Source organism: Engelhardtia mirabilis, from assembly GCF_007748095.1.
Taxonomy (GTDB): Bacteria; Planctomycetota; UBA1135; order UBA1135.
Map to the genome: position 1 here is coordinate 1993938 of NZ_CP036287.1, position 15076 is coordinate 2009013.

The following is a 15076-nucleotide window of genomic DNA, read 5'->3' on the forward strand; positions in this document are numbered from 1 at the left end:
CGACAGCCGTGCAGCACCGCATCACCCACCGTCCGGCCTATTCGATGCTCGAGTTCGACCTCGAGGCGGGCGAACACGTGGTCGCCGAGGCCGGCGCCATGGCTTGGATGGACCCCTGCATCGACGTGCTGACCTCGACCCGCGGCGGTCTGCTCAAGGCGCTGAAGCGCCAGGTCCTGGCGGGCGAATCGCTGTTCCAGAACACCTACACCGCGCGCGGCGCGGGCAGCCTGACCCTGGCCCCGGGCGCCGCCGGCGATGTGATCGCCTTGCCCCTCGACGGTGAGCTGCTGCTCGAGCGCGGCGCCTACCTGGCCCACGCGGGCGAGATCGACATCGACGCGAAGTGGGGCGGCTTCAAGGGCCTCTTGGCGGAAGGTCTGTTCCTGCTCCACGCCCAGGGCCGCGGGGACCTGTTCTTCGACAGCTACGGTCGCATCGAGGTGCTCGACGTCGACGGCGAGGTCACGGTCGACAACGGTTTCGCCGTGGCCTGGGAGCCGAGCCTCAGCTATCGACTGACGCGGGCGCGCAAGATCCGTTCGTTCCTCTTCGCCGACCAACTCCTGATGCGCTTCAGCGGACGCGGCCGGCTGTGGGTCCAGAATCGATCGACGCCGGGGTTCGCCAACTGGGTGCATCCCTTCCGGCGCGTGCAGTCCCGCAAGGATGGGGACTGACCGGTGAGCACCGACAACGGCGCCATCGGACCGGAGGTGCGGGCCGCGATCGACGCGGGTGACGCGGACGCCCTGGCGCGTCTGATCGCATCGGACGAGCTGGCCGCCAGTTGCCAGATCGTGTGGGGCGAGCCCGGGGACGACGGCGAGGCGCCCAATCGCTGCTCGGCCCTGCACTACGTGGCGAATGCCCGCTTCCACGGCACCTGCTTGGACGGGGACCCGGTCGAGCTCGCGACCCTGCTCTTGGACGCCGGAGCCGACGCGGACTGGGGCGGGCGCGTGGCGATCGGCGAGACCGTGCTGCAGACGGCGGTCAGCCTCTACGAGCGCGACCTGGCCGAGCTGCTGCTCGATCGCGGCGCGAGCCTCGAGACTCTCGGGGGCTGCGTGGACAACGGCACTGCCCTGGCTCTGGCCGCCCACTTCGCGGCCACCGAGGCGCTCGAACTGTTGGTCGAGCGCGGCGCGCGGATCTACAACCTGCCCCTGGCCGCGGCGGTGGGGGAGCTGTGGCGCTTCGTCAAGCCGGCGGGGGTCCTGGCCACCGCGCTCCAGCGCCATCCGGCCGACCCGAACCGTCAACCCCTGTACCGCGACCTGGGCCAGGCCCTGGCCCGCGCCGTGCACTACGCGGCGATCCACGAGCGGGCGGAGGTGCTCGACCGCCTGATCGAACTGGGCGCCGACGTCAACGCGGTCGAGGGCGGCGCTACCGCCCTGCACCGGGTGGCCTGGTGGGGGCGCGAGGTCGGGGCCGAGCTGCTGCTCGAGCGCGGCGCGGACCGCAGGCTGCGCGACGCCGGCCACAAGACCACCCCGGCCCAATGGGCCGAGGTGCGCGGTCACGGGGAGCTGGCGCGGGTGCTGGCGCGCGGCACCTGGTAGGTGCCGACCAGGGCGCCGAGGAGCGCGCCGACCAGGCCCCAGACCACCGGCAGGAAGCCCAAGAGCGACGGCCGCATGGCGGAGTCGAGTCCACCGGCCGCGAACAGGGCCGCGAAGTAGCAGCCGTTGCCGACCAGGATCGAGAGCACCGCGCCGCGGGCGTTGAAGCGCTCCCAGCGCACGCCGAACAGCATCGTCGGCACGAGCGTCACGTAGCCCGAGAAGGCCACCGAGGCCAGGCTGTAGATCGACGCGCCGCCCACGCGCCAGAGGGCGAAGACCACCAACGCTAGCAGGCCGCCGAAGAGCCGGCCGCGCAGCACGTCGACCTCCTCGCGCCGGTTCGGCATGAGCGGATCGAGCACGTCGCGGGTGACCATCGAGCCCAGGGTCAGGATCTGCGCGTCCAGGGTCGACATGACCGCCGCGAGCACCGCCACGAAGCTCAGGGCCTCGAGCCAGGGCGGCAGGAACGCGCCCGCCATGGTCGCGAAGATGCGGTCGGAGTCGCGGCCCACCAGGCCGGGGAACTCGAGCGCGCCGAAGGTGCCGATCAAGACCACCGGCAACCACAGCAACACCAGGGCCAGGGGGTACAGGCGGCAGACCGAGCGCAGGCTGCGCTCGCTCTCGGCCGCCATCAGCCGCACCAGCATGTGCGGGAAGGCGATCACCGTGAGCGCGATCGCCAGGCTCCAGGAGGCGAAGGCGCGGGGCTCGAACAGGCCGCCCTCGGGCAGGGTCGTCAGCTCCGGGCGCTCCTCGACCAGTCGCGCCATGGCGCCGGCCAGGCCGCCGTCGCCGCCCACCGCGCGGGCGTAGAGGAACACGGCCGCCAGCACGAAGCCGAGGAAGATGACCCCCTGCACGACGTTGGTCCAGGCGGTGGCGCGCATGCCGCCGATCGACGTGTAGCACAGGGCCACGGCCAGAACCGCGGCGCCGCCGAGCCACTCGGGGATCGCGCCCTCGGTGGAGCTGGCCAGGGTCACGGCCGCGCCCTGCACGGCGGTGACCATGTAGGGCACGGTGTAGAGGGCGAAGACGCCGAACAAGAGCAGGCCCACGCTGCGCGAGCCCAGGCGCTTGGAGTACAGCTCGGCTGGTGTCAGCGCGCCCAGCTCGCGGCCCAGGCGCCGGGCCGGAGCGCCGATGGCCCAGAAGGTCAAGGGGATGCCGAGGGCGATGATGGGGGCGTTGATGCTGAAGATGCCGAGGCCCGAGTGGTAGGCCTGGCCCGGCACGCCGACGAGCACGAAGGCCGTGCAGTTGGTGCCGAACAGGGCCATGAACAGCACCGCGGTGCCCAGGCCGTTGCCGGCCAGGAAGTACTCCCGCGGCGAGCTGCCCGAGCGGCGCGCGGCCAAGAGACCGACGGCCAGCACCACCGCCACGTAGAGCACCAGGCCGACCACCAGCGGCCTGTCGACCGCGGCCAAGACCGGCAATCCGAGCTCGAGCGGGCTCAAGCCTTGCCCTCCCGCTCGCGCCAGACCCGCGCCGTGAACCAGAACAGGTAGGCCGTGGCCAGGACCATCCAGGCCAGGCGCCAAGCCAGTTCTTCGGGCACCAGACCGGCGATCAACCGCGGCTGCGCCGTGCGCCAGAAGTCCAGGTGCAGGGCCACGAGGACCAGGGCCCCGGTCCAAGCGACGTAGTCGACGGCTCGGGTCGGCCTGGCATGGTTCGGTTCAGCGCGGTTCGGCATGGCGTCGGCATTCTGGCGAATCGGCAGCGCGCCGTGCCCGTGGCGCGGGCGGTGGAATCGACCGCGGGGGCTCGACAGACTTGCCCCCATGCTCCGACCCGCGTTATTCGTCGGCTTCACGCTCGCCGCCGCCCACGCCGCCGCCCACGCCAGCGGCCAGGACGCCGCCGAGCCCCGGCGCTCGCCCAACGTGGTGCTGTTCATGGCCGACGACCTGGGCTGGGGCGAGGTGGGCGCCTACGGCCAGACCAAGATCCGCACCCCCGCCATGGACCGCGTGGCGGACGAAGGCATGCGCTTCACCCGGGCCTACTCGGGCAGTCCGGTCTGCGCGCCGTCGCGCTGCACCCTGCTCGGCGGGCTGCACACGGGCCACTCGATCGTTCGCAACAACTGGGAGGGCGGCGGCTGGGGCCGCGATGCGGTCGAGGGCCAGTACCCCCTGCCGGAGGGCACGCCGAGCCTCCAATCGACGCTCCGCGCCGCCGGCTGGGCAACCGGGGGCATGGGCAAGTGGGGACTGGGCGGTCCGGGCACGAGCGGCGCCCCGGAGCTCCAGGGCTTCGACCACTTCCTGGGCGTGCTGTGCCAACGCGTGGCCCACAACTTCTATCCCACACACCTGTGGAGCGACGGCGAGCGCCTGGACCTTGTGGGCAACGAGTGGTTCTCCGCCCACCAGAAGATCGATGCGCCGCTCGAGGACGAGGCCGAGTACGCGCGCCGCTACACCGGCACGACCTACGCCACCGAGCCGATGATCGACGCGGCGCTCGAATTCGTGCGCGCGCACCGCGAGCAGCCGTTCTTCCTGTACTACCCGACGCCCCTGCCGCACGTGGCCCTGCAGGTGCCCGAGCCCTACGTGGACGCCTACCCGCGCGAGTGGGACACCGAAGCCGCCGGTGGGGGACCCTACCTGGGCCAGGACGGCTACCTGCCGCACCCGCGGCCGCGCGCGGCCTACGCGGGCATGATCTCGCGCGCGGACGAGGAGCTCGGCCGCATCCTCGACCTCTTGGACGAACTCGAGCTCGCCGGCGACACGATCGTGATCGTCACCAGCGACAACGGACCGACCTACGCCGGCGGTGTCGACCACGAGTTCTTCGACAGCGCCGGGGGCCTGCGCGGCCTCAAGGGCAGTCTGTACGAGGGCGGCATCCGCGTGCCGTTCATGGTGCGTTGGCCCGGGCAAGTGGCGGCGGGCAGCGCCTCGGACCAGCCGCTGTACTTCCCGGACGTGGCGCCGACGGTGGCGGCCCTGGTCGGGATCGATTGGAGCGCCGCGACCGACGGGGTCAGCGTCGCGCCGACGCTCCTGGGTCAGGGCGTGCAACAGCCCCGGGACTACATGTACTGGGAGCACGGTCCGAAGCAGGCCCTGATCGCGGGGCCCTGGAAGCTCTTGCGCACCGAGCTGCGCTCGCCGTCGCCGACGGTCGAGCTCTATCGCCTCGACCGCGACCCGAGTGAGTCGACGGACCTCGCCGAGTCCGAGCCCCAGGTGCGCGAGCTGTTGCTCGGGCTCTTGCGCGGGGCCCACGTGCCCTCGCAGCCCTTCCCCCTGCCGCTCGCGGACGACGGCCAGTGAAAGTCCGCGGCCCTGCGCGTCAGACGCGATAACGCCGCGAGCGGCGCGCCAACCACAGGGTCTGGGCCAGGCCGGCCAGGGTGAAACAACCCAGCGCCACCGCGACCCCCGGGCCCGGGTCCAGGTGGACACCGGCCGCGAGGAGCCCCGCCGCCAGCACAAGGTACAGGGCCACCGCCTCGGTCACCGGCCGGGTGTCGCCGCGGGCGACGAGGATGCCCTGGTAGAGGCTCTGGAAGGCCTGGTAGCCCGGCATCAGCACGGCCAGGATCAACACACTGCCAGCGAGCTGCGCCAGCTCCGGGCTCAGGCCCGTCAGCCCCGCGAACCACAGGGAGTGGAGCGGCGTGAGCGCGAGCAGCGCCAGTCCGCCGACCAGCGTGCATCCCAGGATGCGCGTGAAGCGCACCAGCGCCGCCTGTCCGCCCGGCTCGCGCACCAGGGCCACGACGACCTCGTTGAGGGCGAAGCCGGGGCTGCGGAACAGGAACACCAGGCCGTGCAGCGCCGGCCAGACGGCCAGGGACTCCAGGTCGCGCGGCATGCGGCTCATGGCCGCCGCGCCGATCGGTTGGATCAGAAGCGTCAACAGCGGCGTCATGGCCAGGGGCACGTAGAAGCCGAGGAAGCCGCGCAGAGTCAACAGCGCCTCGCCGTCGGATTTCGGCAAGCGTTCGCGCCGGATCTCACCCACGGCCCAACCGGCGAAGATCGCCTCGGCGCTGACCGCCAGGGCCACCGCCGTCGCGCCGACCGCGATGCCCACCGCGCCCGGCACCCGCATGCCGACCTGCAAGGCGGTCACGAGCGTCACCACCCGCACCACGGTCCCGACGCCCACCGCGCGGCTGGCGCCGAAGCGGATCATCACGCCCTGCTGGAAGCGCCGGTAGGCGATGGTCCAGGTCCAGGGCGTCATCAAGAGCAGCCCCAGGCGGCCCGGCTCGAGGATCTCCGGCGGCACGCCGATCAGATCGCGCGCGATCAGGTCGTAGAGCGGCGTCAGCGCCACCAACAGGTGCAGAGCGGTCAGCGCGGCGCCCGCCGCGTGCATGAAGCGCGCCACCTGGGCGTAGCGCGCCCGCGTCGTGCACAGGGCCGTCGAAGCGGCCAGGAGCATGATGATCGGCGCCTCGATCACCAGGCAGATCGGGAACACCAGGGCGCCGTAGGCCGCCAGGCTGACCTCCGGCTCCGCCAGGCGCGCCATGTGGGCGGAGACGAGCGGCAGCTCGACGCCCATCAACATCCAGCTCGCCGCGAGCGGCCACCAGGTGCGCCGCACGCGGGCCAGGTCGACGGGTTCGCTCACACTTCGCCGCGCACGAGGTCGATCAGGCGGCCGAGGACGCGCTCGCCCTCCACGCGCAGGCCGCAGTGCTCGAACTCGTCCGTCAACCACACGCGGCAGCCGCGAATGGCCTCGGCGGTCTCGAGCGACAGCTCACGGTCGACGAACATGTCATTCGCATAGACCGCAGCCGCCACCGGCACCTCGTTCCTCGCCAGGACCTCGGGGTCGTAGAGGCGCGGCCAGTCACTCTTCTGCGCCAGCAGGTCAGCCGCACCGAGCAGCGGGCGCAGCACGCTCGAGTCCTCGAACGTCCAGCGAAAGACCATCTCGCCCGTGAAGGGGAAGGGCTCCGCATCCGGCGCCAGGTCCCCGAGGGGCTCGACCGTGCGCTGGGCAGACCAGCGGGTGGCCGATCCTTGCGCGTAGCAGGCCTCGTGCACCAGGGCGTAGAGCGGATTGGTATCGAAGGACTGGATGTTCTCGACCCCGCGCAGGAAGGCCCGTGACAGGTCGCGCTGCGCCCCGCGGCCGGACCAGGCCGACTCGAGCAGGTAGTGGATCTTGGCCGGACCGTCGCGGAAGCCGAGTTGGATCCCGAGGGACTGCAAGCGGCCAACCGTGAAGTGATCGCCGCCGGGCAGCATCACCGGCGAAGCGGCCAGGCGCGCCGCGATCAAGCGCAGGCGCTCGGCGTCACCGGGGAAGCGAGCGTGGTACTCGGCCGTCTTGCGACGCAGGGTCTGGGCCGTGCGCGCGTAGACCGGGTCCGGGTCGTCCACCAGGGGCGGCAGGCCGCCGGTGATGAAGGCCTCGCGCAGACCCTGGGGCGCGAGCGAGAGGTAGGTGGTCGCGCAGAAGCCGCCGAAGCTCTGACCCAGGACGGACCAACGCTCGACACCGAGGGCGCCGCGCATGGCCTCGAGGTCGCGGACGATCGAGTCGGCGCGGAAGTGCGTCAGGTGCGTCGCGATCGCGTGGTCGTCGCCCAGGGCCGCGATCACGCGCGGGTCCAGGGGCGTGCTGCGCCCGGTGCCCCGTTGATCGACGAGCAGCACGCGGTACTCGCGCGTCGCCCGCTCGATCCAGCCGCCGCGGGTCTCGGGGCGCGGGGCCTCGAAGCCGGGTCCGCCCTGGAGGAACACCAAGAAGGGCCGCTCGGCCGCGCCGGCCGCCAGGGCGCGTACCTCGCGCGCGTAGACCTCGATCGAGCCCCCCTGGGCCAGCGTGTGGTCCAGGGGCAGCTCGAAGCGGTGGTCGACCAGCTCCAGCCCGGGCAGACGCAGGCTCGGACCGCTCGTGTGTCGGATGTCGACCATGGCTCGATGGGTGGCGCTACTCGCGCTCGAGGTAGCCGAGCTCTTCGAGCTGGGCCCGCCGTTCGGGGCTCATGTCCTCGGCGAGGGTCAACTGGGACGCGCGGTCCTTGTCCTCGGCGTTGAGGGCCAGGATGTCCTCGATCACGGCGATCAGCTCCTCGCGCTTGGCCCACTCCTCGTCGGCCAGGTTCTCGAGCTCGAACGGATCACTGTCGAGGTGGTACAGCTCGTAGTGTTCCCCGAGGCGGCGATCGAGCTCCTTGCGGACCTCCGGGTGGTCGCCGAGCCAGTCCTTGATCTCGCCCGCCGACATCATCCGGCCGACCAGATCGGGCGCGAGCTGCTCCATCCAATCGGCGGGCAGGCGCCGGTGGCGGATCTTCGACTGGGGCGAGGCGAAGCGGTCGTCGGACCAGATCAGCTTCCAGCCGTCCAGCTCCACGCAGTGCTGGCGACCGATGCCGCCCTCGCTCCACAGGGGCACCGGCTCCAGGGCTTCGCCCCGCATCGCGCCGGCCAGGGAACGTCCGCGCAGGAAGTCGTAGACCGGCAAGCCCACCAGGTCGAGCAGGGTCGGGTAGAGGTCCACCAGTTGCACCGCCGTCTCGACCTCGGTGCCCGACTGCGCGCCGCCCGGGAGGCGGAAGATCAGCGGGACGTGCAGGGTCTCGTCGAACAGGGTGGCGTGGTCGAAGTAGTACTCGTGGGTCAGGATCGACTCGCCGTGGTCGGCGCTGAGCACGATCAACAGGTCGTCGTAGATCCCGCGCTCCTTCAGGGACGCGAAGAGCCGGGCCAGGGCGTCGTCCACGTGGCGGATCTTGCGGTCGTAGGCGTCCGCGAACAGGCGCGTGCGCATGGACGCGGGCAGCTCGCCCTCGGGCACCTCGCCCCGGGCCACGTGGTCCGGGATCACGCGGAAGGACTGGATCTGGCCGATGCCGACCGGCTCCTGGCGCTGGGCGTCGTAGAGCTCGTCGCCCGCGAAGAGCTCGGAGTACTCCTCGCTGACCACGTAGGGCGCGTGGGGGTCCAGGGCCTGCAACATCGCGAAGAAGGGGCGCTCGTCGGTCCGCTCGTCGAGCCAGCCCTCGAAGGCCGCCGTGATCCCGTCGATGCCGCCCGAGGTGTCCCACAGGGGAATCTCGACCATCGAGCGGTCGAACAGGTCGAAGCCCTGCTCCATGCCCAGGGCGGGCTCGAGCCAGGGGTTGTCGACCCAGGCGGCCGTGTCGTAACCGGCGGCGCGCAGGGCCTCGGCCACGGTCCAGCGGTTGGGCGCGAGGTTGTACTGCTCGTAGATCACCGGCGCACGGCGCATGGCGTCGATGTCGCGCTTGTGCGCTTCCGGGTAGAGCCCGGAGAACTGCGCCATGTAGCTGTAGGCCGTCCACGGCGCGTTGGCCACGCAGCGCTCGAACTTCACGCCGTCCGCCGCCAGGGCGTCCATGGCGGGCGAGGTCGGCCGACCGTAGCCGTAGGTCGACATGTGCCGCGCGGAGAGGGTGTCGATCGAGATGAACAGGATCGACGGCCGCGGTGGGGCCATGTCGGAGTCGACCGCGGCGCGGCGCAGGTCGAGCCGCCCGCCCTCGTCGGAGAACCAGCGCAGGGTCAGGGAGGTGACCGAGTCGGTGTTCTCCGGGATCTCGAGCGTGGCCGCGAGGGGCCCGGCGTCGACCTCGACGATCTGCGAGCCCAGGACTCCGGGCTTCAGGGACCCGTCGGCGGGGTTCAGCAGTCCGAACTCGACCACCAGGTCACCGGGGCGATTGCAGTTGCCGGCCAGCTCGAGCCGCGCCGCCGGGGGCAGTTGCACCAGGTAGCGCAGCGCCGTGCCGTCGACCAACTGGGCGCTGCCGCGCCGCTCGTCGAGCTCGACCCGACGGGCCTCGCCGTACTCCACCGAGATCAGCCCGAAGCCCACGTCCGCCGCCGGCTCCGCGCCGCGGTCCAGGGGCCGCAGCTGCTGCGCCTGCAGGCGCAGGGCATTCTCGCCCTCGCGCCACAGGGGCGCGTGAGCCTCGAGGCGGTACTTGGCCGGCTCTCGGCCCAGGATCAACTCGCCGATCGGCAGGTCGTTGAGCTCGACCGTGACGCGGTCGGCCACCTCGCCCTCGGCCCGGTCCGCGCCCGGGCTGCACAGCTCGAGGGTGATGACTCGATCCTGTGCCGCGACCGCGGGGAGCTGCAACCAGACGGTGCGCGCGCGGCTGAAGGAGTGCTCCCCGACCCCCGGCACCCGCGAGCGGATCCACTCCGACCCGGCGCCCCAATACAGGGCGTCGCTGCCGAGCACGTCGCCGTCGAGACTGCCGAGCTGCTGGATGACCGAATCCGGCTGGCGGGCCAGGAGTTCGATCCCGGAGCCGGCCGGCGCGGGCTGCGGGGGCTTGCTGCAGGCGGCGAGGGCCGCGAGACCGGCTGCGAGGAGCAGCGGCGCGGGTCGACGGCCGCACCGGCGAGTTTGGGCGTGGGACCCGGACATGGGGAGAATCTGGGATACCGGTGGGCCTGGATCGAGGGGTCGCCACGCTCGCCGTGGGACTCGGGCCAGGAGTCTAGCCCGCAGCAGGCAACAGGATCGGCGCCCAGCGGACCCAATCGTCGACCCGCGCTCCCCGCTCGTCCGCCGCTGGCACCCTGCGAAGCGACCGGTTCTCGGTGGAGCGTGGCGCCCGACAGCCGAGGATGGTTCACGGGCCGTTGTCGGCGATCGCGTCGGCGGCATTTGCCGCGCGTCCCCCGTGGGATGGGGCGCGGCGGTTTCGCTCGCGGCGCTCGGACGCCGAGGCCATCGACCTGCCGGGCCCGGCGGACCCTCGCCCCCGGGTGGAGCGGCGCCCTCGGCGGTCATGCCGGCGCCGTCGCGCGCCAGGGTCCCCATGGCGCATGATGGGCGCCATGGCGGGCAGGACCGGGAAGCGATTGGAGCGGGCGATGGTCGTCGCTGTCCTGTCGTGCGCGATCACGGCCTGCTCCGATTCGAGGGCCGGGGGCGATGCGGCCGGTGGTTCCACACTGTCGGGGGGATCCTCGACCGATGGTGCTCCGCCGAATGGTGCGGCTCGCGGCAGCGCCTCCGAGGCTCTCTCGGATGACGGGGCGCGGCTCGGCGGTCTGGGCGACCTGCCGCGACCGGCTGCCGCGGCGCCGCGCATCCTGGAAGGCACCGACCGCGACGACCACCTGGGCCATGCCCTGTCGGCCCCCGGGCGGATCGCCCCGGGGGGCGCGACGATCCTGGCCGTGGGCGGCGGCACCAAGTGGGAGGAGTCCCGGGCCGAGCGCAACCTGAAGCGCGATTGCCTGGCCCTCTTCGCCCTGGGTTCCGGAGCCCCCGACTTACCCCTGCTCACGATCGAGGGCGTGCGCGGCGGGGATCGCTTCGCCTTCGACCTGTGCCTCGCGCCCGGGCTGCTGGGCGATCCGGGCCTGACCGATCTGGTCGCCGGCGCGCCACGCGGACCGGTGGTCAAGCTCGGCGACGAGCAACGCCCGGCCGAGCGCGGGGCGCTCTACATCTTCGCGGCGCAGACCTTGGTGGCCGGGCGCGGCGGCGAGTTGACCTCGGCCGAGGCCGACCTGGTCCTGGTCGGACCCAGCGACGGTGGCCGGCTGGGTTACAGCGTGGCTGCCGCCGGTGACCTCGACGGCGACGGCATCGGCGATCTCGTCGCCGGCGCGCCCGGCGGCCCCCTGGCTGCGGCCGACGGGGGCCGGGTGCTCCTGATCTCGGGCGCGCGGCTGCGGGCCCTGCGCGAATCCGGGCGCCGCCGGGTGGCGGTCGACGACGCGGAGCTGGCGGCGCGCACCCTGTGCGTCGGCGCGCCGGGCGATCTGCTGGGCAGCGACGTGGCGGTGGTCGCCGCCGGGAGCGGGCACGGGTTGATCGCCGCGGGCGCGCCCCAGTGCGCCTGGGACGCGGAGGCCGACACCTTCCTGGCCACCGGCGGCGAGGGCCGCGGCTACGTCGTGGTCGCGGACGGGTCGGCTGAGGGCGCGGGGGCCCCGCGACGCATCGGGGGCGGCGATCCGCTGGCCTCGTTCGGCAAGGCCGTGGCCTGGCTCGCACCGCCGGGGCGCTCGCCGCTCCTGGCCGTGGGCTCACCCCTGGCCGCGGCGGAGGCGGGTGCCGACTCGGGCCGCGTCGCGATCCACGACCTGGATCGGGCCGAGGCCCTCGCGGTGCTCACCGGCGAGCGCGCCGAGGGTCGCTTCGGTTGGAGCCTGGCCGCATCGAGTGACGGTGCCTGGCTCGCGGTCGGCGCGCCCAACGACTCGATCGCACGCACGGGCGAAGAGGCAGCCATCGGCTATCGGCGTGGGACGGTCTCGTTGGTGCCGGTGCCGGCCTCCGGAGTCGTCGGCGAGCGGACCGCCTTCCACGGCCAGGACGCGCGCGACCACTTCGGCTACGCGGTGTCGCCCCAGGAGGCGCCGGGGAGCTTCTGGGGCGGCGCCTTGGCCTGGCCCGGGGAAGGCGGCACCGAGGTCGGTCGCGTCTACGCCCTGACTGCGGACGGCTGAGGCGGGCCCGCCAACGGCGAGGTCCCGTTCGCCGACGACCGGGCGCTGTCTGTCGACGTCGGCAAGCTGTCCAACGACGGCTGGGCTCTGTCCGCCGACCAGCGGGCTGAGTCCTCCGACCGCAGGGGCTCGCCGGCCGACGGATGGCTCGGCATCGCCGCGGCGGGTCTCGGCGCTCCCACGGGGGCTATACTCGCGCGCCGCGGCAGCGCCCGTCCCCCCGATGAACCCGAGTCGCCAGTGCGCCCACGCATCGTTCCACCTCGCGCGTGGACCGGTCGACCCAACGGGTGGGCGACGGACGGTCGTCCGAGACCAATCGTGAGCAGCGCCGAGTCGCAGATCGGAACGGGCACCCTCGGGCTCGAGGACGCGGAGCCCGACGGTTCGCGCCCGGTGATCCGCGGGCCGATCCTGCGTCAACTGCTGGCGGTGCTGGTCGGCGTCCTGGTGGGGATGGTGCTGGTCGATCAGCTCGTGGTCTGGTGGGACATCGACCAGGAGGGCGACGACGAGAACCGCCCGATCATGCAGCACGAGCACATCGGCTGGGTGAATCGGCCGCACTTCGTGAACCCGGAGTTCGAGACCGAGCTCGACCGCTTCGGTCTGCGCAACCCGGAGATCCCCGAGGACTGTCCGCCCGACGAGGTCCGACTGGTCGGCTTCGGCGCCTCGCGCACCTTCGGGGCCGGCGGCGCGATGCAGTCGTGGTGCTGGAACTACGCCCTGGAAGAGCTGCTGGCCGGGCGCGGCTTCCGCGTGCTGAACGGGGGCGTGAGCGGCTACTCGCTGTTGCAGTCCTGTCGCCGCGCGGAGGCCTATCTGGACCCGCTCGAGCCGGACCTGGTGTTCGTCGTGGCGAGTCCCGGGGCCCAGTTGATGCTGGACTCGTCCCTGGCGCGGCGCTGGGTGCGCGCCGGCGACGACTCGGACGAGATGATCCCCGCGGACGTGGTCGAGGGCTGGCCCGAGGCGCTGGTGCCCCTCGTGATCGACGCGCACCGCTACCTGAACTCGGTCTCGGGCATCTACCGCCGACACCGCGCAAAGTTCCAGACGGGCGGCAACCGGGTCGCGTCGGTGCAGCGCTGGATGGTCAGCCGCGACGAGCCTTCTGAAGTGGCCGCGCAGATGCTGAGCGCGACCCTGGACGAGGCCCAGGCCCTGGGCGCGGCCTGCGCCGAGCGGGGCATCGAGCTGCGGATCCTGGTCCTGCCCGAGATCTGGCAGGACTCCGCCGTGACCTGGCGCTCGTTCCTGCGTCGCAACCAGCAGGCCGGCGCCCCACCGGTCGACACGCCCCGGCGCGAGCCGACCACGGTGCTGGAGGAGCTCCTGCAAGAGCGCGGACTGGCCACCTGGAACTTCTTCGACGAGGTCGACCGCATGGGGCGCGACCGCGAGCGCTTCGTCATGGGCGACAACCACCACTGGTCCAAGGCGGGCCACGAGGTGATCGCCCGCGGGATCGTGGAGCGCCTGCGCGAGGAGGGGCTGTTGCAGTCCCTGCGCGAGCGCCGCGCCGCGGCGCCGCGCACGCGCCCCTTCGGCGAGAACCCCTTCCCCGACACCGGGGCTGACGGGAGCCGCACGCCTTGAACTTCCACAGCGTCGGGTTCCTCGCGTTCCTCGCGATCGTCGTGCTGCTCTTCTGGGCCCTGGCCAACCGCCGGGAGCTGCGGCTGACGATGCTGTTCGCGGCGTCGCTGGTCTTCTACGGCAGCTACGAGGCCTGGTACCTGAGCCTGATCCTGTTCTCGACCCTGCTCGACTACTGGTGCGGGGCGCAGATCCACCGCGCGGCCCAGGCGGACGACTCGCGGCGCAAGCGGCGCTACCTGCTGATCTCCCTGGTCGGCAACCTCGGCGTGCTGGGCTTCTTCAAGTACACCGACTGGATCGTCGAGAGCGTCCAGTTGCTGTGCACGACGCTGGGTCTCGAGGTGGACCTGTGGGCCGCGCGCACCTCGCTGCTGCCGGCGGGGCTGCTCGACTCGAACTTCGGGCGCATCATCGTGCCCGTCGGGATCAGCTTCTACACCTTCCAGACGCTCAGCTACACGATCGACATCTACCGCGGGGTGCTCGCCCCGGCCAAGAACCTGCGCGACTTCGGCCTGTTCGTGGCCTTCTTCCCGCAGCTCGTCGCGGGCCCGATCGTGCGCGCGATCGACTTCCTGCCGCAGCTCGAGCTGCGTCCGCGCTTCGATCGCCAGCGCCTGCGCGAGGGCCTGTGGCGCATGGTCACGGGCCTGCTCAAGAAGGTCGCCATCGCCGACATCCTGGGCGCGTACCTGGTCGATCCGGTCTACAACAGTCCCGGCGACTACTCCTGGGTCGTGCACCTGCTCGCGGTCTACGGCTTCGCCTTCCAGATCTACTACGACTTCTCGGGCTACTCCGACATCGCCATCGGCGCCGCCAAGCTCTTGGGCTTCGACCTGCCCGAGAACTTCGATCTGCCCTACCGCTCGCGCTCGGTGCGCGAGTTCTGGCGTCGCTGGCACATCAGCCTGTCGACCTGGGTGCGCGACTACATCTACTTCCCCCTGGGCGGCTCGCGCGGCAGCGAATGGCGCGTGGCGCGCAACCTGCTGATCACGATGCTGGTGATCGGCGTCTGGCACGGGGCCAGCATCCTGTGGGTCATCTACGGCCTGATGCAGGGCCTCTCGATGATCGGCGAGCGCTTCTTCGAGCGCCTGCGCGGCGGTCGGCCCTGGGCCACGACGCGGGCCAAGAGCGCCGTGTCCTGGTTCCTGACCTTCAACTTCACGGCCCTGACCTGCATGTTCGTGCGCGCCCTCGATGCGGACCAGATCCTCGGCGTGGCGACCGAGTTCGGCGACGGCGCCCTGGGTGCCATCGGCGAGTGGGGCTGGTGGGCGCTGATCGGCGGCGCCCTGCTGCACTGGTACCCGCCGGCGATCACCGAGGCCGTGCGGCGCGCCTTCCACCGCGCGCCGACGCCGGTGGTCGGGATCATCACCGGCCTCGCCGCGGGGTGCGTGGCGGTGCTGGTGGTGGGCGAGACTCCCTACATCTACTTCCAGTTCTGAGCGC

The 15076-nt window shown here is 72.2% G+C and carries 11 protein-coding genes; 6 read left to right on the forward strand and 5 right to left on the reverse strand.

All coding sequences use genetic code 11. The annotated features are described in order from the left end of the window. Positions 1-8: 8 nt before the first annotated feature. Entirely contained in the window at positions 9-680 is a 672-nt protein-coding gene (locus tag Pla133_RS07225; RefSeq protein ID WP_145064255.1) for a TIGR00266 family protein, read from the forward strand. A 3-nt stretch (positions 681-683) separates the two neighbouring features. Continuing rightward, complete coding sequence (locus Pla133_RS07230; protein ID WP_145064256.1) at positions 684-1568, forward strand: ankyrin repeat domain-containing protein; 885 nt, start codon at positions 684-686, stop codon at positions 1566-1568. Here the strand turns inward: Pla133_RS07230 and Pla133_RS07235 are convergent. Both Pla133_RS07235 and Pla133_RS07240 read right to left on the reverse strand, forming a co-directional pair. Continuing rightward, positions 1526-3037, reverse strand: a complete 1512-nt coding sequence (locus Pla133_RS07235) for a sodium:solute symporter family protein (protein WP_145064257.1) — start codon at positions 3035-3037, stop codon at positions 1526-1528. The genes Pla133_RS07230 and Pla133_RS07235 overlap by 43 nt on opposite strands. After that, on the reverse strand, positions 3034-3276 hold the full coding sequence (locus Pla133_RS07240; RefSeq protein ID WP_145064258.1) for a hypothetical protein: 243 nt from the start codon (positions 3274-3276) through the stop codon (positions 3034-3036). Before Pla133_RS07240 ends, Pla133_RS07235 begins: the two co-directional genes overlap by 4 nt. Positions 3277-3364: 88 nt before the next feature. Here Pla133_RS07240 and Pla133_RS07245 point away from each other — a divergent pair, with 88 nt between their 5' ends. Next, complete coding sequence (locus Pla133_RS07245; RefSeq protein ID WP_419192207.1) at positions 3365-4870, forward strand: arylsulfatase; 1506 nt, start codon at positions 3365-3367, stop codon at positions 4868-4870. A 19-nt stretch (positions 4871-4889) separates the two neighbouring features. Here the strand turns inward: Pla133_RS07245 and Pla133_RS07250 are convergent, their stop codons facing one another. Genes Pla133_RS07250 through Pla133_RS07260 form a run of 3 tightly spaced genes read right to left on the reverse strand, consistent with a single transcriptional unit; the run spans position 4890 to position 9968 of the window. Beyond that, on the reverse strand, positions 4890-6182 hold the full coding sequence (locus Pla133_RS07250; RefSeq protein WP_145064260.1) for a hypothetical protein: 1293 nt from the start codon (positions 6180-6182) through the stop codon (positions 4890-4892). Then, positions 6179-7480 (reverse strand): alpha/beta fold hydrolase, encoded by a 1302-nt coding sequence (locus Pla133_RS07255; protein ID WP_145064261.1) that lies wholly within the window; start codon positions 7478-7480, stop codon positions 6179-6181. The genes Pla133_RS07250 and Pla133_RS07255 overlap by 4 nt, the downstream gene beginning before the upstream one ends. Before the next feature lie 16 nt (positions 7481-7496). Further along, entirely contained in the window at positions 7497-9968 is a 2472-nt protein-coding gene (locus Pla133_RS07260) for a sulfatase (RefSeq protein ID WP_419192208.1), read from the reverse strand. Between the two features lie 452 nt (positions 9969-10420). On the opposite strand from Pla133_RS07260, the gene Pla133_RS07265 reads away from it, so the two are divergent. The 3 genes from Pla133_RS07265 (at position 10421) to Pla133_RS07275 (ending at position 15072) form a co-directional block, all read left to right on the forward strand. Further along, entirely contained in the window at positions 10421-12010 is a 1590-nt protein-coding gene (locus Pla133_RS07265) for a hypothetical protein (protein ID WP_419192209.1), read from the forward strand. Positions 12011-12331: 321 nt separating this feature from the next. Beyond that, positions 12332-13612: an SGNH/GDSL hydrolase family protein gene (locus Pla133_RS07270; RefSeq protein ID WP_145064264.1), complete on the forward strand. Its 1281-nt coding sequence runs from the start codon at positions 12332-12334 to the stop codon at positions 13610-13612. Continuing rightward, positions 13609-15072, forward strand: coding sequence for an MBOAT family O-acyltransferase (locus Pla133_RS07275; RefSeq protein ID WP_145064265.1), 1464 nt, complete (start codon positions 13609-13611; stop codon positions 15070-15072). Before Pla133_RS07270 ends, Pla133_RS07275 begins: the two co-directional genes overlap by 4 nt. Positions 15073-15076: the final 4 nt, after the last annotated feature.

Bases quoted from the DNA above. Each gene is read 5' to 3' on its own strand.
- Pla133_RS07265 (WP_419192209.1), top strand. From the start codon at position 10,421: ATGGTCGTCGCTGTCCTGTCGTGCGCGATCACGGCCTGCTCCGATTCG.
- Pla133_RS07255 (WP_145064261.1), bottom strand. From the start codon at position 7,480: ATGGTCGACATCCGACACACGAGCGGTCCGAGCCTGCGTCTGCCCGGG.
- Pla133_RS07245 (WP_419192207.1), top strand. From the start codon at position 3,365: ATGCTCCGACCCGCGTTATTCGTCGGCTTCACGCTCGCCGCCGCCCAC.
- Pla133_RS07260 (WP_419192208.1), bottom strand. From the start codon at position 9,968: ATGTCCGGGTCCCACGCCCAAACTCGCCGGTGCGGCCGTCGACCCGCG.
- Pla133_RS07240 (WP_145064258.1), bottom strand. From the start codon at position 3,276: ATGCCGAACCGCGCTGAACCGAACCATGCCAGGCCGACCCGAGCCGTC.